Here is an 18,843-nt window from a genome sequence, read left to right as displayed (position 1 = left end):
AAACGGTCGAACATTCACGCCATTTACCAAGAGCACGGCTGCCCTGCTGGTAATTGACCTGAATGTTCGACGGAATCTGCTTCAGTGATCGAATGTTGCCTTCAAGGTTCGATCACTGAAGCAGATTCCGTGGCTTGTGCCGCTCCAAAGGCGGAAGATGCCTGAGCGCGAATGAAAATTCGTCATGCCCCTTTTCCTGTTAAAAATCTCCTGTTCTTGTGAAACGAGCGAATGTTTGGAAGTGGTGTCGAACCTTCAACACAAAAATTTCTCACCTGAATGTTCGACGTATGGCCTTTCTTTGCGTCGAACATTCAGGTCAATTACCACCTGCTCTCGAAAGGAGACGCTCTCGATGACAACGCTCGATCCACTCCACGTTTTCTTGTCGCTTCTTTGCGCGCTCACCGCATTGTTCTACCTTTTCCGGCTACTTCACAAGGCAACCTGGATTCACTCTGGGGATGCAGAAAATGAAGTGGGACACGGAGTGATGGCCGTCGGCATGCTCGCTATGCTCGCACCTGCGGGTCTCCTGACACCAGATTTCATCTATTGGAACATCCTCCTTTTCGCCCTTGCCACCCTGTGGTTCATTGGCCGTCTTTTCACCCGCAAGCCTCTGCTTGCCATGGTGTTACGCACGAACGGACGCCTTCCGCGAGGCGTTCCGTTCGTGCGTTAATGCACGCGGGGTATTGTCAACTTAAGCAAAATTGCAGAGATTATGCAGGAGAAACAGACCTCAAAGTGGGGATGAAGCCCTATTTCTAACCGTGTTTTCTGGAGAATGTCGCGTCGATATGGTGAAAACTCATCAACAGAATTTTTTAAGTTGACAATACCGCTCTTCTACATCACGAAAACTGAGCGAAAAGCGGAAGTACAGCCAGACAGCATGACTGATGATTTCTGGTGGGAAACGAAAGCCTTTGTACATGGGGGCGATGATGTTTGTTTTCATGAGGTTATTTTAGCACACTGTTTCGCTACGTCGTCAAGTTGATAATACCTTGCTCTTTGTATCCAATAGAATGACGTTCTGCCTTGGACGGCTTCGTGCTACAATACCTGGGAGCAACCTTCTTCTGGCAATGCTGCCTCGCCAAGGGCCTGTTGATAGCGCTCGGTTATGTTATCTTGGGCAAAGTGCGCTGTACCTACGCAGGTGATCCCACGCTCTGCACGATTGAGCCACAACCCGCCGCACTCCCTTTGGAAGTTGAACTTCCCGATTGAGAAATAGCAGAATTGGAAGACGAGAGAAACATGTTAGACAAAAGCATTGAATGGTTCAGAGTCATTCTCAAGCGAAATCCAGGCACGCCACTTCCTCACGTGTTCTTGCCACAGGGGTATGCCTTCGTTCCCTATCAGGAGGGAGATGAGCAAGCATGGGGTGAGATTGAAGCCTCGGCTGGAACGTTTCAAACGGTGGAAGAGGCCGTTGCGTATTTCCGCCAAACCTTTCTGCCTTACCTGGATGAAGTGAAGAGGCGAACATTCTTTCTTCAAAAGGAAGATGGGGAAAAGGTCGCGAACTTCACTGCATGGTGGGGATATACAGGGAACCGTCGTTATCCCTTTATGCGGTGGGTCTCGGTGAAGTCCAATTACCAGGGATTAGGCTTGGGAAAAGCGATTATCGCGGAGGAAGTAAGACGTATGGTAGAGATAGAGGGAGATAGTGTCATGTATATTCCAACCATGACTTGGAGCCATAAAGCGATCAGGCTCTATCGATGGGCTGGATTTGAACTGGAACTCACCGAGCCTGCACCAGGAGGATATACAAACCAGACCGCGCAGGCCCTCCCTCTTATCAAGCATCTTATTTAAAATTTGACGTTTAGACTCGTTTCTCCGGCTCTTTGAGTTTGACAACGCGCTTGATGGTCTTCCCACGGCTCGTATGGACGAGAAAAGATTTGAAGCCACTGAAACGATTGGATATTTGCTCGTAGAGAACAGGATTCTGAAATGTTTCCCCTCGCTGGATGTGATAGCGATAGAAGCTACTTACCGCTGTCACAATGGTGTTGACACTTCGTTCGTTGAGAGGGCTGGTGCGGTGAACCGAAAGCATTCCGACCTGGCGCTGTGGATCACGGAGCCATTGAACAAATTGGACAAGATCATCAGGGGTCACCTGCTGCCAATCGCGATGCATTTGTTCTAAAAAGGTAAAGTAGAGACACAAATGGCGGCAGTAGTTTTCTAATGTATGGGGAGATTTCTCTAGGGCGGCCAGGTAATCAAGATAGCGTTTGACCGGGAGAATGAATTCACACTCTTTGTCTATCAGGTACAGTTGTTTTCTGTTTTCTTGCTTTGCCCAAACCGCCCGAATCATCACCACCACTCTCCTCTAGCAACGAACAACGCCAGAAGTACATCACTCCTGACGTTGTGAAGCAATACTTCCTTTTCCCTATATTTCTTTCGGCAATGAGCGAAAAGGGACTGAAAGGTAACTGTGCTTACTTTATTTACGGCGTGTTACCTATTGCATTCTGACGAAAGGTCATAGGAAATGTGGTATCATAGAGGGCATGAAAGCCCCCATTTTTATTCGACCACTGACCAAAGACGAACATAGCCAGATCCAGGCGGGGTTGCGTTCGTCCAATGCCTTCGTGTTGCGACGCAGCCAAATATTGCTCGCGTCTGCCCGTGGGGAGCGCGCCCCCGCTATCGCCAAGTATCTGGGCTGCGACGACCAGACCGTTCGCAATGCGATCAAAGGCTTCAATATAGCTGGACTCACCGTGCTCAAAGAGGGGTCTTCGCGTCCCCATCGACTCCGAACGACCTTCACCATCGAAGCGGCCGAGCGGTTGAAAGCGCTCTTGCACCGCAGTCCCCACGACTTTGGACTCGACCGTGGCCTGTGGACCTTGGAACTGGCGGCCAAGATCAGTTTCGAGCAGGGCATTATTCCCCACAAAACGTCGGTGGCGAGCGTGCGCCGAGCGCTCCAAAGCTTAGGGACCAATTGGAAGCGTGCCAAACACTGGATTACCAGCCCCGACCCCCAGTACCAGCAAAAAAAAACGCACGCGATCGGCTGATGGCCTGGGCGAGCACCCAACCAGGCTGGGTCATCGGGTTTGTGGACGAGGTGTGGTGGAGCAGGTTCGCTCTTCCTCGTCTGTCCGCCTGGCAAGGGAAAGATCAACCCGTGCGCTTGGTGGAACAGACGTGGCAAAAAGGTGATCCTGATCCCAAAGCTCTCGCCTGTTATGGAGTATTGTGGCAACAGGGACCGATCGATGATCCGATTCGCAAACAGATGTCGCTGCGCTTCGTGACCGGACGCCCCGTCAGCGCCATCACCACCCAATTTCTGGAGTGGTGTTGCACTCGACTGCAAGCTCAAAACAAGACTTCTTGGCTGCTGATCTGGGATAATGCCTCCTTTCACGTGAGCAAGATGGTGCGGACCTGGATCAGAGAGCACAACAGCCTGGTCAAAGCCGAGGGCAAGGGCGTGCGTATTCTGCCTTTGTTTCTGCCCACGAAAAGCCCTTGGCTCAATCCCATTGAGCCCAAATGGGTCCATGCCAAACGCAATGTAGTCGAACATGATGGGCTGCTTACCGCCAAACAGCTTGCCGCACGAGTCTGTGCCTACTTTGGATGTTCCTATGAGCCACATCTTGTTCTTTCCGAAAAGGTTTCGTAATTATGCACTATGTACCCATAAGACCTGCTTCTGGTCTTTGAGCCGCTCACACAACCGCTTGTGGTCGGCCAGGTGCAACGCCAGCAGTTCTTCATAGCGATAGAGCTGATCGGTCACCGTCCGTTGAGCTACCTGAAGACCTCTCTTCAGTAGTTCCTCATGGATCTGTGGGACACTGCGTTGCTGCCGATAACGTAGCGTTCCGACTAATGCGATCACATCCAGTCCAAATTCGCCATGCGGCAGCGCCCAGCTTCCTTCTTCCTCAGGTCGCGTTGGCTGATGGAAGCGCGGACACTGTTGGTTGCGACAGCGATACACCTTGATCGTCAGCCGTGTGACCCCTTGCACGGTGGTCACCGTCCGGTGACTATGATGCCCCATCCGCATCCGGCTCCCGCACTCTCGACAGATGATCTGAAGCGGTGTAAGTACCACCTGTTGGGTGGGGGTAGGTCGTGCTTGCTTTCGTGCCATAAAAATCTTCCTTTGCTCTCTTGATACCTTTCCCCTGTCACTGCACCTGGGAAAGATGTTCAAGGTTCCCTCCCCACAGAACAGAGTACATCGATCACTACCGTCATGGTCCATGGGAACAGAGAAGTCTTCCCGACTTCTCTGTTCCCATGGACCATGACGGAAAGATGCCTAAGCGAAAAAACCGGATGCCTCGATGATTTCTCCAGAGGGGACAAACGTGGCCTCAGTGGCGGTTTGGCTCGTGCGCCGCAGATAGGCTTGTACCATCTGGTAGCCGATGGTATAGCCAGCGCAGTGAGGAAGACCAAGTGCAGGGGCACCCCATTGTTTCGAGGTTTCATCACCGAAAATGTAGGCACGGATCTTGTCGAAACCGCTCACATCGAGGGCCTGGCTGAGAATGGTTTTGGAACGCGCTGTCTCTTCAGCGTTCAGACTGCTCACCCAAGGACCGACATATTCAGGGCCGTAGAGTTCGGCAGCAAACGATTCTGCGAGACCCTCCATCACGATATACTGGCCTACCGTCGTCGCGAGTGTCCAGGGCTCGTGGGAGAGACGAACCCGGTGGTTAAACTCGTGGACCAGCGCGGCGGGGATACGCGGGAGGTTGTAGTCGGTTGGCCAAATGGGAAGGACCACATAACCAAAGATCTGCGCACCTGCGTAGCCGCGGTTCAATTCCATGAAGATTCGGTCGTGCGGATTGCCCAGCAGCAAGATGCCCATGATCTGCTCCTCGGCGCAGGAGCGCCCAGTAGCCTCGAATGTACGCGCAGCAAGTCGTAGGGCAGCATCAGCCTTCTTCCAGGCATCGAACTGCTCCAGACGATCCAGAGCCTGCGCGTGTTCGGAGAGATCAGCTTCCAGATTGACATCCCAGAGCATTTTCATCTCCATCGCCTCATCATCGATCATCTGTGGCGCGAATCTTTTGAGCGTCGTTGTCCAGTAATCGCGCAGTGGCTCGATCAAGCGCTCGCGATAGATAGCATGCCGCTGAGGGACAGGTGCAGCGATAACGGCCCGCATCGCGGAGAGGGTATCGTACAGGGTGATTTTCATAGGATTTCCTTTGCTTGTTTTCGAGGGACTTCCTCACTAACCGAAGTCTAAATCATGACGTGGCGTGAGAGTCAAGTGCAGGGCAAGAAGAAGAGAAAAAGAAAGTTCCAAGAGACAAGTCACAACCCCTTGACTCCCACGCCACGTCATACCTTACACTCTGCTTATGAGTTACACAGTCAAACAACTTGCAAAAGTCGCCGGAGTGACGGTCCGTACGCTCCATTACTACGATGCCATTGGGTTATTAAAACCCTCTCGGGTCAAAGAGAATGGCTACCGATGTTATGAAGAAAAGGAACTGGTAAAGCTCCAGCAGATCCTCTTTTTTCGCGAATTGGAGTTTCCTCTCGATGACATTGTCCAGCTGCTCAATACTCCTGAGTATGACACGCTGGAAGCCTTAGCAGACCAAAAAACACTCTTGGAAATGAAAAGAGCAAGATTGGATGGTTTACTCGAAACCATAGATAATACCATGAAAAGACTGAAAGAAGGTGGAAAAATGAGTACCGATGAACTGTTTACTTCCTTTACTGATCGTCAAATTGAGCAGTATAAAGAAGAAGTAAAAGGAAAATGGGGCATGACCGATGTATATAAGCAATCAGCGGAACGAACCAAGAAATGGACAAAAGAAAACTTTGAGCGCATCAAAGACGAGGGGCAAGCGATTACTCTTGCGTTGTCAAAGGTGATGGAGAAAGAGGTTGCTCATGCAGAAGTTCAAGCACAAATTGAACGACACTTTCAACACATCAACCAGTTCTATGATTGTTCCTACGAAATGTATCGTGCATTAGGCAACATGTATAGCGAAGATCGACGCTTCGCTGACAATTACAACATGGTTGCCCCTCATCTTGCCGAATTTATGCGTGATGCCATAGCCTACTATTGCAGCCAGCATAAAAAGGAATGATACACCCCACAGGTGATTTTATCTGATGGAGTAACTACTGGAAGCCATTCAAAATTGGGTGCTGCTTAGCCAACGCTTAATTTTGAATGGCTTCCGTCTTGCTTCATTGGAACAAAGTCTCTTCAGATCAGGCTTGCCGACCTAGAAAAAAAACATGCCTTTTCCAACTTCCCCCACAGCTTCCTCCTTGGTGATCTGGCCAATGACGCCCTCTCCATCGTCTCCCACGCCTACCAGCAGTATCAACCAACCTATTCACGACAAACCCTTGAGCACCGCATCCAAGAACACCTCGACGCCTGCAATACCGCCTTCTCCTCTTCCCCATAACACCTCGCTGCGTTTCATGGCTATAAGATATCCAGGACAGGAACCTCAAGGACACCATTTCTGGGATTTCCCTACAAACTCCTCTCCTACGGAGACGCCAAGTAGGATCCCACCAATCGTGTCTTTCTTCCCACAATTCCTGTCTTTGGACCCATCTCCATTGCACCCATCGCGCGCAAAGAAGCGTATCAGCCGACTCCGCCATCACCAAGCCAGGAACACGCTGGAGGACAAAGACATGTTTGGTGGGAATTCTGTAGGGGAATGACACATTTTGTGGGAAGCAATGACAGCAATTGTGGGATTTTTCACACGAGGTGAGCTGAGGCAAAGACAAGAATTATGAGATCCTACAAGAGCAGCAAAAAAAGAGGATGAATCCTACAAAGAATCCTCAAGTATGTTTTTAAGGCTATAGGAACTTGAGCGAAAGATATATAAGCCAAAAGGAACTGCGCTACAGCGGAGTGCAAAACAATTGAACCGAATAGCTGAACCATTTTTCTCCTCCTTGACAGCATTTCTGTGCCTGTGCTATTCTCTCTGTGGAACTTACTGATCGTTTAGTAATTTACTAAGGAGTCGTGCCATCATGGAACAACCGGTGAAGCAACAGGTGGGGCATGCATCCTCCCCTGTGGACCAGGAAACCCGACGGCAGATTTTGACCAAAGCGGCAGATCTGTTTCTGGCGAAAGGCTATAAAGGCGTGTCCATGAAAGAGATCGCCGAAGCCGTCGAGGTCACCTCCGCTGCCTTGTATTACCATTTTCCCAAAGGGAAGGAAGATCTCTTCACCAGGATGATCCAGACCGTGTTCGTGGACGAGGGAGTGGCCGGGATCGATCAGGCTCTTGCCGCGACCCAGGATGTCCGAGAACGGTTGACGCTGCTCACTGCCGCATTGCTCTCCCTTCCCCTTGACGAGCGCTTGAGCATGCTGTTACGCGATGCCAGAGAACATCTCAAGGACCCGGAACACCAGCAGGTCATCCTGTCCTTGCTCGACCGGATCAGACAGCAGGTCACGGGTCTTTTTCAAGCCGCCCACGATGCGGGAGTGATTCGCTCTGATCTGCCAGTCAACGTCTTGGTTGGTCTCTACATGGGCATGCTGCGGGAGGCGAAGAGCCTGCCAGGGACGCATCCGGCGGCCTCCCTGGTCAGTGTGCTGTTCGATGGCATCGCGGAGCGGGAGCAACGGCCTCTGCCCTGATATATTTCTCGCAGCAACTTACTAAACGATAAGTAACCTCTCGACTCGTGCATCTGATCGAGAGAGCCTCTTCTTGCAGAAAGGAATAATTGCAACATGAGATCCCATGGTTTCTCCGTTCTCCCAGATAGGAGGCCAACACAAGGAGGTGCCTATGTCCCTTTCTCCTGATCGGCTTCCGGCATCCCAGGCACAACCTTCCACGGGTTCTGCTCCAGACAGCGCCTCGGGCGCCTTCGCCATTGAGACGCATGGCTTGAGCAAGCATTTTGGGAAGCTGACTGCTGTCGATGGACTCACCATCAGCGTTCCTGCCGGAACCATTGCTGGTTTTATCGGTCCCAATGGAGCCGGGAAAACGACCACCATTTGCCTCCTGCTCGGACTCGTCCGACCAGACGCAGGAAGCGCGACGATTTTGGGCCAGCCGCTGACCCATTCGCTTGGCTACCTGTCGCGTGTTGGGGCTCTGATCGAAGCGCCCGCCTTCTATCCGAGTCTCTCCGGGCGGGCCAATCTGGAAGTGCTTGCCCGCCTTGGCGGCTACCCCAGTTCCCGCGTGCGTGAGGTGCTCGATCTGGTGGAGCTCTCCGATCGAGCGCGCGACCGGGTTGGGAGCTATTCTTTGGGCATGAAGCAGCGGCTTGGGGTCGCTATGGCGCTGCTTCCCGATCCCGACCTCTTGATCCTGGATGAACCGGCCAATGGCCTCGACCCCTTGGGCATCATCTTGACCCGCGATCTGCTGCGCCGTCTGCGCGAGCAGGGCAAGACCATCTTCCTCAGCAGCCACTTGCTGGGAGAACTGGAGCAGGTCGCGGATTGGTTGGTCATGCTCCATCAGGGCAAGGCGCTCTACAACGGCCCCGCCCGCGCTTTCCTGGACCAGCATCAAGGGGTCAGTTTTGAAGAGCGTTTCCTGGCACTGTTGAAAGGAGAGCAACAATGACCCCACTCACTCCCCTCCTGCGTGCGTTTCGCAGTGAGGTGCTCAAGTGTCGCCGCTGGAGTATGTTCGCCGGGACCGGGATCATGCTGGCTGTCAGCGCCTTTTTTACCTACCTGACCTTCCATCAAATTACGTCTGGTGCCACCGGCCAGGAGGTAGATCCTCTCGCTCACGCATTTCCCACCGAGCTTGGGCTGATTACGGTGGTGGGACAGGCGCGCTCGTTCATCATTGTTGTCGCGCTCTTCATCGTCACGGCGAACCTGGCTGCCGAGTGGTCCCAGGGCACCTGGCGCAACCTGCTGGTGCGCGAGCCGCGCCGCCTGCGGCTGCTCGCCGGCAAAATGCTGGCGCTGCTGCTCTTTGTCCTCTGTTCCATGACGCTGACCCTGGTGGCAAGTAGCGTGCTCGTCCTTGTCGTCGCCCACGCTCAAGGCGTCCAGACCGCTGCCTGGACCTCGTCGGCAGGGCTGAGTGCCTGGCTTACCTTCTTTAGCAACGAGGTGCTCTGTCTCGTCGGGGTCTGCCTATTGGGCATGCTGATCGCGGTCCTGACGCGCTCAACAGGCATAGCAGTTGGAGTCTCCCTGGCCTACGTCCTGGTCCCGGAGGGCATCATCGCGATGGTGTGGCAATCAGGGTCGCGGTGGTTCCCGATTCGCACCTTCAACTTTTTGCCCGGCTCGGTGTTTCCCACCGATGTTGGTCCCATCCCTCCCCAGGGCTACGCCGCTGCCCTGCTGGTCGCGCTGGTGTGGATGACGGTCTTTGTCGTGGGAAGTTTCGTGGCCTTCCGCCAGCAGGATATCAATGCCTAGCAGAGGAAAGGAAGCGTCATGCCTGCACGCATACCTGGAAATGAGTTCCCTGAGCATCCATCCGCAGCGATGCATCAGGAGCACAAGGATGAGGAAAAGCACGTAGAGGTGATCGGCAATGAGCGGCTAACCGCGCTGGTCAGCCTTGTGCTCCTGATGCTGATCATCGTGGAACTGGTGACGTCAGCGTTCTTACGCATCTGGCTTCCCGCCCATACCGTTGTCGGAGTTCTGCTGGTTGGCCCGCTCCTGGTGAAGATGGGCTCAACGGGCTGGCGTTTTCTGCGCTACTACACCGGAGCACCCGCCTACGTACGCCGGGGACCGCCGCCCCTGGTCCTGCGCGTGCTCGGCCCGGTGCTGCTCGTCACCACACTGGTGATGGTTGGCAGTGGGATTGGACTTGTCGTAACCAGCCCGATCCAGCTGTTCCTTCTGGCACATGTGTTTAGCGCACTGCTCTGGCTTCCGTTGATGGCGGTCCATAGCCTCGCGCACTGGTCGCAGGTTCCCCGGCGCCTCGCCGATGACTGGAGCAGCAGGCTCGGTCCTCATTCCCAGATTGGACGCGGACTGAGGCTGGGCGTGAACCTTGGTGCATTGTTGCTCGGCGTCATCGGGGCATGGCTCTTGTTCCCTGCGGCGACCCCGTTGTTTGCGTGGAGTCAGACGAACGTCATTGGCGTGGGTCCGTTCCTCGTGGGCATGGGTACTGCTCTCCTGGTGGGGCTGATCACTAGGCCGTGGAAAATGGAGAAGGTTGGTTAAGGGGGCGTAGGGGTGGGCGCTCTCAGTGCGTCGGGTCTGCTCAAAGGGATGCAGACTCGACGCGCCATCGCTGTCTTTTTGTTCCGTCTCATTTCTTTGCAGGAGCCAGGCAGGGCAATCGCATCTAAATAACCCCATCCAGAACACGCAAAAGATACTGGTTGTCCCACCCAGCTTTGAGACGCTTGGCATGGATGCCAACACGGGAAGAGCGTTCCTGACGCAACACATTCAAGCTGATATGACGAAGCACCGCGAGATTTTCGTCGGCATGAGCGAGCCTGACGCGCGATTCATCTTCCCGAAAAGCAATATCGAGAACCCAATGCAGGCTGTTTTGAGAGCTAGGCAAGAGGGATCGCTCCCTCCTGCCCGCCTTCAGAACCGGACATGAGAGCTTTCCCCTCATCCGGCTCCTCAATGGGATGGCTCGTGTCATGAGTACCCCAGACATGCTTCTTTGTATGTCGTTGATCGTGGCAGTGCCGATGGAGAGCGAAAAGATTACTGAGTGCATCTGTACCCCCTTCACTGCGGGGAGTGATGTGATCGATCTCAATCAAATCGTTCTCGGTAAAGTGCAGTTCACACCAACGGCATTTCCCTTGTTGCTTGTGCAGCAAGGCCCCCAGTTTACTCCTGTTGAGCGGATGAGATTGTTGTAATCTCTTCGCCCAGTAGAGCAGGTTACCATCGAACGGGCTGGCCGTGCCTTTCACCTTCACATGGCGTTGGATCGCCGTTGCTGCGTGATCGCTGAGATAGAGTCCATCAGGCGTTGCAAAGCGCCAGTGATCTTGTCCCATTGTTCGCCAGTAGCGCGTTCGTATCCAACTCGCAGACTTGCGTGTGTGTCGGCGTTTGGCCCAGCGAAGCAGAAGCGGAAACAGGTGGTAGTCGCAGTCATTGAGAGTTTTCTTGGCGGCGACGCTGCGGTAGTAGCGTGACCATCCACGGATCTTTGGGTTCAGTTGCCCAATGAGCGCGCCTTGAGAAAGCCCTGTGCCTGCGAGCACTACCGCCCGCAGCCCTTCCCGATGCCGTTTGATAGCTTCTTTACTGGGGCGAATGAGTGTTTTGAAGCCAAGCCGTTTCCCGTGCAGAGTTCCTGAATGGTGTTTACCAACAGAGTACTGTCGGATCTCAAAACCTAAGAAGTCGAAGCCAGGGGCTTCTGCCCCAAGCGCTTCGAGCGTGTGAGCGATACGGGTTTTGCTCGGCTTCATTTCTAATCCCATGTCTTTCAGCCAGTCTTCTAGCCTGCTTTTGGCCTGTTCAATCCCCTCGCGAGTTCGATACAGCACCACCAGGTCATCTGCATAGCGAACCAGCCTGGGCTTATCCTTGCCTTTGTAGCCTTGTTGAACAGCTTGCAGCATCCCATGCAGGGCGATATTGGCAAGTAAGGGACTCAGTGGACCTCCTTGCGGAGTTCCGGCTGTCGTTGGCTCGAACACGTTGTCTTCCAGCACTCCTGCTCTGAGCCAGGCTTTGATGGCGCGCCTCATCGCGGGAAAGGTCTGGAGTTTGTGTAAGAGTGTTTCGTGATTGATCTGGTTGAAGCAATTCGCGATATCTGCATCAAGCACATATTTGGGCTGTTTGCAGATGTAAATGAAAATGGCTTGAATGGCATCCTGAGCTGAGCGACCAGGACGAAACCCGTAGCTGTCAGCCTCAAATCGTGCCTCCCATTCGGGCTCCAACGCCAATTTTGTCAGGCATTGATGAGCGCGATCCAGCATCGTCGGGATGCCTAATGGCCTTTTCTCTGCCTTTCCTGGCTTGGGTATCCAGACTCGTCTGGTTGGCTGTGGTTTGATCTGCTTGTGATGACGAAGGTATTTCACCAGCGCCAGGCGTTGGGCTGGTTTGACAGATTTGATTCCATCGACTCCAGCCGTCCGCTTGCCCTGGTTATCCTGCGTCATCTTGCGTACTGCCAGCGTCCGGGCTGCTTTCGACTTCATGAGTAACCGTTGAAGGTTGTGAACTGCTTTGTCATTGCCACGAAGAGAGGCTTGATAGATCCGTTTTTGCAGTCGGTACACCGTTCGTTCTAGCTTACGCCAGGGCGTCTGTGTCCAGTCTTCGATTGGTTGGGGGACAACCATCGCTTCCGTTTCTTTCCTGTGACTCATGGCTCTATCCTCCATCTCACCGTGCCGACGTCAGCGTATCCTCTGGCTTTCCCAGAGGCCTTTGCTTCTTCGGCAATCCTTCTCTCCGAGAACATGCGGTTGGTTGCCTGCTCGCTAGATCGACCACCAGCGAGAGTTCTCGCAGAGTTATTCCGTTCCGATCAAGTGTTTTGCGTTCCCGTAGGTTCGTCTCTATCCGCCGGGTCAAGGGGGTGAAGTCGAGAGCCGCATTGATGTTCTCGACCCCTATGTGACCGTGACCATTTTGGTCAGAGCCTCTTACCTCGCGTTGGCTCTTTCACTGTGACGACGGTTCATCGAGCGTTCGCTTGCGCTAACCGTAGGAACCTGTGTAGCGGAGACCACCTGGTCGAGGTCCAGGCTCTTCCGCATTTCTCCCTGCTTCACGGATTGATGACCAGTCGCTACCGTGAGGGAGCCGCGTTTCCTCTTTCACCCAGAGGATGGGGAATTGCGCCCCACATCACTCGATCAGTTGTCAAGGAGCTTTCTCCTTGCTCGCCATCCTTGAGCTTTCGCTCATTTCGGCGAAACGGATCGCACCAATGCCCCAGTGGCTTCTGACTGCGGTGGCAAAGGTTTTGACTGACGAAAAACTGAGCAAGAAGTAGCGCGTTTCTTTCGTGGTCTTCTGCTCCATGCGTCGTTCCGCTCGAACGACCCCAATGCCTCGCAAGCCTTTCCACTGGTGCTCCGGGTCGAGATACGCCAGGATTTCTGGATCACGAGAGCGTCCACTGTTCGCGAATTTCCAGCCGACCGTGACCTTTCTCTACTTGCCGATCCGACTCCCAGGAGGAGCGGGCAAAGCCGTCTCTTTCCGCGAGAGCAAACGTCGCTTTCACCTCGTCAAACAGGTTCCCGTGGTTGTCTTTGAGAGCCAGGGCCTAGTCGCCATCCTGCTCGATAATCTGCTCGGCAATCTTGGTTTGCGTTCCCATCGCATCAATAGTTACAATGCACCCATCAAGTGCTAACTGTTGCAAGAGAAGAGGGATCGCCGTGATCTCATTGGATTTCTCTTCTGTGGCCAATTGAGCCAGGACCAGGCGATTTTCGACGGCCCAGGCACTCACCAGATGAAGGGCTTTTTTGCCCGATGCCTCATCATGAGAACGTCGGAGCGTCTTGCCATCAATGGCGACTACTCCCTTGACTGTTTGACTGATCCCTTGAACCCATTGCACGAAACTGGCCTCGAACTGTTTCGGATCAATGAGGGCAAAGACCCGGCCAAAGGTGTCGTGGGAGGGTATCCCGTTGGACAAATCCAGCAGTTCCGTGAAAAAGGCTTCTTTCGCTTTGGCAAATTCCTCGATCTCGACCCATCCTTCTGCTCCACAAATGACTCCACAAATCGCCAGAATGATGATATCCCGCAGGCGATGGAGTTTGGTTCGTTCCACTCGTGGGTCTTCGACGTAAGCAAAAAGCGTTTCCAAATCTCGCAGTTGTCCTTCTTCCATCTTGTTGTCTCCTGCTTTTTGGCCTATTTTATCAGTTCCTGTCTTTCTTTTTCTGTGGATGGGATTATTTAGATGCGATTGCCCTGCCGCGTTGGCACGAGGACCGTCTGTGGTTTTCCAACTGGGGCACTCAGGAGATCGTTGCCGTCGATCTGGAGGGCAAGAGCGAAGTCATGGCCCGCGTGCCGACCACGATTCCCTTTTGCATCGACTGGCTACCCGATGGGCGTCTACTCGTCGTCTCGGGGCGCGAGGGACTTCTCCTACGCAGGGAGGCCGACGGGGAGTTGGTGACCCATGCCAACCTGAGCGACCTTGCTGACATCTGGAACGAGATCGCTGTGGATGGTCGCGGCAACGTCTACATCAACGGTGGTGGCTTTGATGCTCCCGGAATCATCGCGCTGGTCACCCTCGATGGGTCGGTGCGCCAAGTGGCTGACGATATCGCTTTCCCGAATGGGATGGCCGTGACACCGGATAACTTGACGCTGATCGTTGCTGAGTCCCACGGAAACCGTCTCACGGCCTTCGACATTGATGGCAACGGCAGCCTGTCGAATCGGCGGGTCTGGGCCGCGCTTGAAGGAGCAGCCCCTGACGGCATCTGTCTCGACGCTGAAGGTACCGTTTGGTACGGCGATGTCCCGAACAAATGTTGCGTGCGAGTGAGAGAAGGTGGTGAGATCTTGCAGGTGATCCATCTTGACCGTGGCTGCTTCGCATGCATGCTTGGAGGAGAAAATAAGCAAACGCTGTTTCTGATGGTAACCGAGTGGCGTGGTTTTGAGAACATGGTAGATCAGGCACGAACGGGCATGGTTCTCACTACCCATGCGCCCGCACCAGGCGTTGGGTGGCCGTAGCCCAAGAGCAGCGCGGTGCGACCTCACGAGAAGGCGGCAATTCTACGGAAAGCCCATGATGAGGTCTCCTGCCGCTGGTTCCAGTCCTGGTCTAGGAGAGGAAGTTGGATTATCTCTGGCTTCCTCGGTGGCTTTTTCCTCGCTGCATAATTGGTTCTTTTTTGCTCAATTTGACTGCGCACCCCTTTCAAGCATCATATGGCGAGGTGTCCAGCGGTGCTCCAGCAGACAGTGGTTCAGGCACAACCGCACGACAACTCACCAGGCAAAACATGGGCGCACGTCAACTTGAAGACCTCTCGCTCTGCATCGGTCACGTGCTCTGCGGGGACAGGCAAAACGCTGGAAACGTTTCTCCCACGTCTCCATTCACACGCTCTTTGGCGGTTTTTTGCGCACACTCTTTGACGAAGCAGACGGCCTTTTCGGCGTGCAAGAACAGGGAACAAATCAGCTTGAGGGGCGGATCGAAGCATTCAGAGGCGCTCCTAGCAGATGGGGGGACGACGACACACAATTCGTTGCTCTCACCGCCAAAAAGAACGGTGTTTTACAGCCAGCACCAAACCGCACGAGAGAGCAAGCGGCCTATCTAGATCAACTCATCCAGAGCGACGAGACCATCGCTCTCGTGTTCAAGCTTGCGCAGGACTTTGGCTACCTCCTACGAAAACACGACGGTTGGATACATCTGGAACAATGGAAAGCCGCTGTCCAAGCCAGTGGAATTGCGGAACTGATCACATTTGTCAATGGACTCGACGATGATGCGAAGGCGGTTGCCAATGGATGCAGTCTGACCTGGAGCAACGGAGTGGTAGAAGGTTTTGTCAATAAAGTAAAATGGATCAAGCGTAGTTCCTATGGACAAGCTGGATTTGCACTGCTGCAACGCCGTGTTCTGCTCCATCCAGCAGCAGGGAATACCTTACCCAAAGAGCAGAGCAGACGGTCTTCCCAAAAATCGGCATCGGCTCACGAGCCTGGTGCAAGCGGTTCCAGGTCCACTTTCGTGACCTTTGCAGAAGGAAGAAGCGCTTGATGAAGGGAGGTATGAACTCAAGGTCAACCCTCATGCGCTCGTAGTGAGAGAAAAAGGAGACAGGTATGCCGAAGAGGAGCTCATCGTTGCAGGTCCCGAAAGAGATACAAGCACGCTTCCAGGACATTACGCACCTCACCGATACGTTTAGTCAGCAGTTCTTACATGAGGAGTACGCCCAACTCTGCCGTGAGCTGACAGCAACCCTGTGCCGGAAGCGCCCTTCACCATTGGCACGAGGCAAGGCCTCCACTTGGGCCTGTGGGATCATTCATGCCGTAGGCATGGTCAACTTTCTCTTTGATTCCTCCCAGACTCCCCACATTGCAGCAAGCCAGATCTGGGAGTATTTCGATCTCAGTTCCAGCACGATGCAGGCGAAATCCAAACAGATCCGTGACCTCTTGGGCATGTATCCCATGGACCCGGATTGGTCGATCCCCTCCATGGTTGACAAGAACCCGCTCATCTGGATGCTTGAGGTGAATGGGCTCATCATCGATGTGCGCCAGGCCCCCAGGGAGATCCAGGAGGCCGCATTCCGTCAAGGGTTGATTCCCTACATCCCCGATGCCTGATCAGTAGCTTCCCAACGTCAGGTAGGCACACCGAATATGTCCCAGAGCCCATAATTCGTGTCGAGAAATGCCCTTGAAATCGGTCTAGAAGGGGCTTGGAGACTTTAGCCTTCTGCCACATAATGTGTCGTGTCTTTCAATGAACGTCCACAGGCATCATATGGGCATAGACGATACTTCTTCCCGCCACATAATGTGTCGTATTTTGCAAAAAATCTGGTTCATTATCTGTAAATCCTAAGATTATTCTGGTGGAAATACGAGGTATTGTCAACTTAAGAATTTTTGTTGATGAGCTTTCACCACTTCGATGCTACTTTCCCCAAGATTCTTTAGAAAACACTGTCCGAATTAGGGCATCATCCCCACTTTAAGGCATGTTTCTCCTATATAATCTCTACAATTTTGCTTAAGTTGACAATACCTGCAATGGAGTTGTTCGGAAAGCTGCGCATCGCTCAGGTTGTACCGCTGCTGATATATTGCAAGAACAGAAGCGAGCAAGACTCCCCGTTTCTCTGCCAGATGCACCAGTGTTTCAAATGATGGTTGATAGTCTGCCATGATAATAGCCTTCCTTTCTGAAATGAAAATCCTTCTGCTATTTATTCGCAAGAAATCGCCAAAGTTCGACAGAGTAAGTAGGCAATTAATTTATGCCTCTATACTGTATCCCCGCGAAAGAGGCAAAGTTCGAGGGAAAACACCATCAATTTCTGTTTGAACTCAGAACTGGCTTTTAAACCATATCTTGGCAGTTACCAAACAGAACAGAAACATCAGGGGCAAGTTCGGTGGAATCATTCGACATTTTATTCCGATACGCTTGAAACCAGGAATAACCTGACTTGAGTGGCACTCACGACTCGAAAGTGGTCTGTGAACCATATTACGCCATCGATAAATTGAAGGATATCAAGGCACGAAATGCCATAAATTCCTACAAATCGCAATGACCTTCCTTGCGCTCCAAACCACAAGCAAGGTTCTACACACATTCACGATCGTTGCTCATCGTAAACGTATCCTACATGCCCTCTCTTATTTTGACAAGCACCAATTTCCCTTCTTTGCATCACCATCATTGATCTTGCAGTGAAACACGTTCTCTCACTCCTTGTCCGTTTTCCAAAACAGAATGAGCAGGATCAACACCAGAAGCGAAGCTGTCCCCCATCAATGATCACACGCAATCAGGAAACCCGCGTTCACGCCAGTGCGCAGCAGGAATCCAGAAACATCGACAGGAAGCAAGAAAGACGGTAACCGTATGGCCCCGCACACCCGTGAACCGGGCCTGCCTCGACGAAAGAAGGTGCTCTCCTGGGAAAAGGGCAGACCCGTTGTCTCCTCGGGCATGAACATGGCTTCTGCCCGAGCAGGCAACGGGCCTCAGAAGAGGTACTCCCGTCCTCGCTGCACCCACACGCTACCTGAGAGACACCTCTTTGGCCAGGTCATGCCCCCCCTCACCACATTCCCCTGGCTCGCACCCATGCGGTCGCTCGACACGCGAGGCGCGCCACTCGTCATATGAGCGCAGCCCGCCCAGCGTCCACGTGTCCCAGTTTAGACCCATCATGATAGACTCCTCCTGACCCGCAGAGACCGCCTCCTGGCTCCCGATCCCTTGCACGTCCGGCTTCAAGCAAGAAAAGGAAGGATTGGTGATCGGCAAATCTTCTTTCGGCTCTTCAATCCAGTCATGCCGCCGCCCCCAGGCACGAAGCAGTGGGTTGATCACACACTCCAGACTCGTCGCCTCCCCCGGATTGAGTGTCTGCACCATATCCATGAAGATCGAAAAATGCCCCTTCCCCTGCAACCTTGGCCGCACTTTGATGTTCGCTACGACCACACCCCAATACTGCACCCCGGCCACCGGTTGCCACTCCCTCTCCTCCTCACGAGGGTAGCCAACCCTCTCCAACAGAAAACAGGAAGGCCGCTGCGCATGGTGCCCCGCAGCGGCCTTCCTGTTACCAAAGTCAAATACATCTATAGAAACGCATAGGAGCGCTAAAAGTAATTCGATCTTTACAAGCATCCCCTACCAGCCACATTGCACATAAATCTATACGATATCGTATGTGTTTGCTCTCACATACACACCCTCCCTCCACAACGACCAACCACATCATCACCTTGTGCCTCGCCTCTCTCCCTCTTCGCCGCGCACACAACCAGACCACCAACGGTCCAGGCTTCCTCGCATCGCGGCCCCTTCGCTTACCGTGTGCGCCGCTCCACCGGTCCCAGCACCACCACCTGCCGATCCACAATCTCGACGCCCGCATCCAACGCAATCGTGTGCAACTGGCTGTGGATCTTGCCCAGGAGTCGCTGCTGCTTGCCCGTTCCCATGCTCGAAAAGGGCACCCACTCCCTCCCTTGCACTGCCAGCGCCGCCAACTCCTCCTTCTCCCACGGCAGCATCGAGAACACCCTCACCCCCGCAGCCGTCTTCGTCAATCGCATGTCTCTCGCATACCTTCC

At 53.5% G+C, this 18,843-nt stretch carries 24 protein-coding genes and 1 pseudogene; 13 read left to right on the top strand and 12 right to left on the bottom strand.

Annotated features, from left to right (window positions below):
* The first annotated feature begins 355 nt into the window (after positions 1 to 355).
* Positions 356 to 685 carry a DUF5134 domain-containing protein gene (locus KRAC_RS40530; RefSeq protein WP_007917391.1) on the top strand — a complete coding sequence of 110 codons (330 nt, stop codon included), beginning with the start codon at positions 356 to 358 and terminating at the stop codon, positions 683 to 685.
* Positions 686 to 847: 162 nt separating this feature from the next.
* Here KRAC_RS40530 and KRAC_RS72370 read toward each other — a convergent pair.
* Positions 848 to 964: pseudogene (locus KRAC_RS72370) on the bottom strand (IS6 family transposase); the annotation flags it as partial.
* Positions 965 to 1,047: 83 nt separating this feature from the next.
* Here KRAC_RS72370 and KRAC_RS40525 point away from each other — a divergent pair.
* Together KRAC_RS40525 and KRAC_RS40520 are read left to right on the top strand one after the other, a co-directional pair.
* Positions 1,048 to 1,239 (top strand): hypothetical protein, encoded by a 192-nt coding sequence (locus tag KRAC_RS40525; RefSeq protein WP_040445805.1) that lies wholly within the window; start codon positions 1,048 to 1,050, stop codon positions 1,237 to 1,239.
* 30 nt (positions 1,240 to 1,269) lie between these two features.
* Complete coding sequence (locus KRAC_RS40520; protein ID WP_007917389.1) at positions 1,270 to 1,839, top strand: GNAT family N-acetyltransferase; 570 nt, start codon at positions 1,270 to 1,272, stop codon at positions 1,837 to 1,839.
* A gap of 10 nt (positions 1,840 to 1,849) precedes the next feature.
* On the opposite strand, the gene KRAC_RS40515 is transcribed toward KRAC_RS40520, so the two are convergent.
* On the bottom strand, positions 1,850 to 2,353 hold the full coding sequence (locus KRAC_RS40515; RefSeq protein WP_007917387.1) for a site-specific integrase: 504 nt from the start codon (positions 2,351 to 2,353) through the stop codon (positions 1,850 to 1,852).
* A gap of 199 nt (positions 2,354 to 2,552) precedes the next feature.
* On the opposite strand from KRAC_RS40515, the gene KRAC_RS40510 reads away from it, so the two are divergent.
* The gene (locus KRAC_RS40510; RefSeq protein ID WP_007907850.1) at positions 2,553 to 3,071 is read left to right on the top strand and encodes a helix-turn-helix domain-containing protein; all 519 of its coding nucleotides are present in this window, start codon (positions 2,553 to 2,555) and stop codon (positions 3,069 to 3,071) included.
* Positions 3,071 to 3,685 (top strand): transposase, encoded by a 615-nt coding sequence (locus KRAC_RS40505; RefSeq protein ID WP_007906021.1) that lies wholly within the window; start codon positions 3,071 to 3,073, stop codon positions 3,683 to 3,685. Before KRAC_RS40510 ends, KRAC_RS40505 begins: the two co-directional genes overlap by 1 nt.
* Here the strand turns inward: KRAC_RS40505 and KRAC_RS40500 are convergent, their stop codons facing one another.
* Both KRAC_RS40500 and KRAC_RS40495 read right to left on the bottom strand, forming a co-directional pair.
* Positions 3,686 to 4,162 (bottom strand): hypothetical protein, encoded by a 477-nt coding sequence (locus tag KRAC_RS40500; protein ID WP_007917386.1) that lies wholly within the window; start codon positions 4,160 to 4,162, stop codon positions 3,686 to 3,688.
* Between the two features lie 171 nt (positions 4,163 to 4,333).
* The gene (locus tag KRAC_RS40495) at positions 4,334 to 5,230 is read right to left on the bottom strand and encodes a DUF2268 domain-containing putative Zn-dependent protease (RefSeq protein WP_007917385.1); all 897 of its coding nucleotides are present in this window, start codon (positions 5,228 to 5,230) and stop codon (positions 4,334 to 4,336) included.
* Positions 5,231 to 5,396: 166 nt separating this feature from the next.
* Between KRAC_RS40495 and KRAC_RS40490 the strand changes: the two genes are divergently transcribed.
* The 5 genes from KRAC_RS40490 (at position 5,397) to KRAC_RS40470 (ending at position 10,233) form a co-directional block, all read left to right on the top strand.
* Positions 5,397 to 6,152 (top strand): MerR family transcriptional regulator, encoded by a 756-nt coding sequence (locus KRAC_RS40490; RefSeq protein ID WP_007917384.1) that lies wholly within the window; start codon positions 5,397 to 5,399, stop codon positions 6,150 to 6,152.
* A gap of 922 nt (positions 6,153 to 7,074) precedes the next feature.
* Positions 7,075 to 7,698, top strand: a complete 624-nt coding sequence (locus tag KRAC_RS63480) for a TetR/AcrR family transcriptional regulator (protein WP_007917381.1) — start codon at positions 7,075 to 7,077, stop codon at positions 7,696 to 7,698.
* Between the two features lie 154 nt (positions 7,699 to 7,852).
* Complete coding sequence (locus KRAC_RS40480) at positions 7,853 to 8,647, top strand: ABC transporter ATP-binding protein (RefSeq protein WP_007917380.1); 795 nt, start codon at positions 7,853 to 7,855, stop codon at positions 8,645 to 8,647.
* Entirely contained in the window at positions 8,644 to 9,465 is an 822-nt protein-coding gene (locus KRAC_RS40475) for an ABC transporter permease (protein ID WP_007917379.1), read from the top strand. The genes KRAC_RS40480 and KRAC_RS40475 overlap by 4 nt, the downstream gene beginning before the upstream one ends.
* Before the next feature lie 18 nt (positions 9,466 to 9,483).
* Positions 9,484 to 10,233, top strand: a complete 750-nt coding sequence (locus KRAC_RS40470) for a hypothetical protein (RefSeq protein ID WP_007917378.1) — start codon at positions 9,484 to 9,486, stop codon at positions 10,231 to 10,233.
* Positions 10,234 to 10,357: 124 nt separating this feature from the next.
* Here KRAC_RS40470 and KRAC_RS40465 read toward each other — a convergent pair whose 3' ends face one another.
* The 4 genes from KRAC_RS40465 to KRAC_RS67355 form a co-directional block, all read right to left on the bottom strand.
* Positions 10,358 to 10,585 carry an ISAs1 family transposase gene (locus KRAC_RS40465; RefSeq protein ID WP_040445804.1) on the bottom strand — a complete coding sequence of 76 codons (228 nt, stop codon included), beginning with the start codon at positions 10,583 to 10,585 and terminating at the stop codon, positions 10,358 to 10,360.
* Complete coding sequence (gene ltrA, locus KRAC_RS40460) at positions 10,578 to 12,374, bottom strand: group II intron reverse transcriptase/maturase (protein WP_007905481.1); 1,797 nt, start codon at positions 12,372 to 12,374, stop codon at positions 10,578 to 10,580. Before ltrA ends, KRAC_RS40465 begins: the two co-directional genes overlap by 8 nt.
* A 499-nt stretch (positions 12,375 to 12,873) precedes the next feature.
* Positions 12,874 to 13,035 (bottom strand): hypothetical protein, encoded by a 162-nt coding sequence (locus tag KRAC_RS74870; RefSeq protein ID WP_157507629.1) that lies wholly within the window; start codon positions 13,033 to 13,035, stop codon positions 12,874 to 12,876.
* A 247-nt stretch (positions 13,036 to 13,282) separates the two neighbouring features.
* Positions 13,283 to 13,861 (bottom strand): ISAs1 family transposase, encoded by a 579-nt coding sequence (locus tag KRAC_RS67355; RefSeq protein ID WP_083815035.1) that lies wholly within the window; start codon positions 13,859 to 13,861, stop codon positions 13,283 to 13,285.
* A 38-nt stretch (positions 13,862 to 13,899) separates the two neighbouring features.
* Between KRAC_RS67355 and KRAC_RS40450 the strand changes: the two genes are divergently transcribed.
* From KRAC_RS40450 to KRAC_RS40440, 3 genes are all read left to right on the top strand, one after another.
* Positions 13,900 to 14,727 (top strand): SMP-30/gluconolactonase/LRE family protein, encoded by an 828-nt coding sequence (locus tag KRAC_RS40450; RefSeq protein WP_040446792.1) that lies wholly within the window; start codon positions 13,900 to 13,902, stop codon positions 14,725 to 14,727.
* Positions 14,728 to 15,157: 430 nt separating this feature from the next.
* On the top strand, positions 15,158 to 15,769 hold the full coding sequence (locus tag KRAC_RS72360) for a transposase (RefSeq protein ID WP_075164479.1): 612 nt from the start codon (positions 15,158 to 15,160) through the stop codon (positions 15,767 to 15,769).
* Between the two features lie 65 nt (positions 15,770 to 15,834).
* The gene (locus KRAC_RS40440; RefSeq protein ID WP_007917376.1) at positions 15,835 to 16,347 is read left to right on the top strand and encodes a DUF6398 domain-containing protein; all 513 of its coding nucleotides are present in this window, start codon (positions 15,835 to 15,837) and stop codon (positions 16,345 to 16,347) included.
* Positions 16,348 to 16,698: 351 nt separating this feature from the next.
* On the opposite strand, the gene KRAC_RS40435 is transcribed toward KRAC_RS40440, so the two are convergent.
* The 4 genes from KRAC_RS40435 to KRAC_RS40425 form a co-directional block, all read right to left on the bottom strand.
* Positions 16,699 to 16,911: a hypothetical protein gene (locus tag KRAC_RS40435; RefSeq protein ID WP_007917374.1), complete on the bottom strand. Its 213-nt coding sequence runs from the start codon at positions 16,909 to 16,911 to the stop codon at positions 16,699 to 16,701.
* Positions 16,912 to 17,523: 612 nt separating this feature from the next.
* Positions 17,524 to 17,706 carry a hypothetical protein gene (locus KRAC_RS72355; protein WP_007917372.1) on the bottom strand — a complete coding sequence of 61 codons (183 nt, stop codon included), beginning with the start codon at positions 17,704 to 17,706 and terminating at the stop codon, positions 17,524 to 17,526.
* A 70-nt stretch (positions 17,707 to 17,776) separates the two neighbouring features.
* On the bottom strand, positions 17,777 to 18,229 hold the full coding sequence (locus tag KRAC_RS40430; protein ID WP_157507626.1) for a hypothetical protein: 453 nt from the start codon (positions 18,227 to 18,229) through the stop codon (positions 17,777 to 17,779).
* 347 nt (positions 18,230 to 18,576) lie between these two features.
* A complete protein-coding gene (locus KRAC_RS40425; RefSeq protein ID WP_040445802.1) occupies positions 18,577 to 18,825 on the bottom strand; it encodes a hypothetical protein in 249 nt (82 codons plus the stop codon).
* Positions 18,826 to 18,843 lie beyond the last annotated feature (18 nt).

The organism is Ktedonobacter racemifer DSM 44963, assembly GCF_000178855.1.
GTDB lineage: Bacteria > Chloroflexota > Ktedonobacteria > Ktedonobacterales > Ktedonobacteraceae > Ktedonobacter > Ktedonobacter racemifer.
Note: the sequence above shows the minus strand (reverse complement) of the source record. Positions and strands in the feature narration are given on the sequence as shown.

Coding starts and splice junctions, on each gene's coding strand:
- KRAC_RS40490 (WP_007917384.1), top strand. CDS start 5,397: ATGAGTTACACAGTCAAACAACTTGCAAAAGTCGCCGGAGTGACGGTC.
- KRAC_RS40435 (WP_007917374.1), bottom strand. CDS start 16,911: ATGGCAGACTATCAACCATCATTTGAAACACTGGTGCATCTGGCAGAG.
- KRAC_RS63480 (WP_007917381.1), top strand. CDS start 7,075: ATGGAACAACCGGTGAAGCAACAGGTGGGGCATGCATCCTCCCCTGTG.
- KRAC_RS72355 (WP_007917372.1), bottom strand. CDS start 17,706: ATGCCCGAGGAGACAACGGGTCTGCCCTTTTCCCAGGAGAGCACCTTC.
- KRAC_RS40505 (WP_007906021.1), top strand. CDS start 3,071: ATGGCCTGGGCGAGCACCCAACCAGGCTGGGTCATCGGGTTTGTGGAC.
- KRAC_RS40480 (WP_007917380.1), top strand. CDS start 7,853: ATGTCCCTTTCTCCTGATCGGCTTCCGGCATCCCAGGCACAACCTTCC.
- KRAC_RS74870 (WP_157507629.1), bottom strand. CDS start 13,035: ATGGAGCAGAAGACCACGAAAGAAACGCGCTACTTCTTGCTCAGTTTT.
- KRAC_RS40520 (WP_007917389.1), top strand. CDS start 1,270: ATGTTAGACAAAAGCATTGAATGGTTCAGAGTCATTCTCAAGCGAAAT.
- KRAC_RS40530 (WP_007917391.1), top strand. CDS start 356: ATGACAACGCTCGATCCACTCCACGTTTTCTTGTCGCTTCTTTGCGCG.
- KRAC_RS40495 (WP_007917385.1), bottom strand. CDS start 5,230: ATGAAAATCACCCTGTACGATACCCTCTCCGCGATGCGGGCCGTTATC.
- KRAC_RS40475 (WP_007917379.1), top strand. CDS start 8,644: ATGACCCCACTCACTCCCCTCCTGCGTGCGTTTCGCAGTGAGGTGCTC.
- ltrA (WP_007905481.1), bottom strand. CDS start 12,374: ATGAGTCACAGGAAAGAAACGGAAGCGATGGTTGTCCCCCAACCAATC.
- KRAC_RS40510 (WP_007907850.1), top strand. CDS start 2,553: ATGAAAGCCCCCATTTTTATTCGACCACTGACCAAAGACGAACATAGC.
- KRAC_RS40425 (WP_040445802.1), bottom strand. CDS start 18,825: ATGCGATTGACGAAGACGGCTGCGGGGGTGAGGGTGTTCTCGATGCTG.
- KRAC_RS40515 (WP_007917387.1), bottom strand. CDS start 2,353: ATGATTCGGGCGGTTTGGGCAAAGCAAGAAAACAGAAAACAACTGTAC.
- KRAC_RS40500 (WP_007917386.1), bottom strand. CDS start 4,162: ATGGCACGAAAGCAAGCACGACCTACCCCCACCCAACAGGTGGTACTT.
- KRAC_RS67355 (WP_083815035.1), bottom strand. CDS start 13,861: ATGGAAGAAGGACAACTGCGAGATTTGGAAACGCTTTTTGCTTACGTC.
- KRAC_RS40470 (WP_007917378.1), top strand. CDS start 9,484: ATGCCTGCACGCATACCTGGAAATGAGTTCCCTGAGCATCCATCCGCA.
- KRAC_RS40440 (WP_007917376.1), top strand. CDS start 15,835: ATGCCGAAGAGGAGCTCATCGTTGCAGGTCCCGAAAGAGATACAAGCA.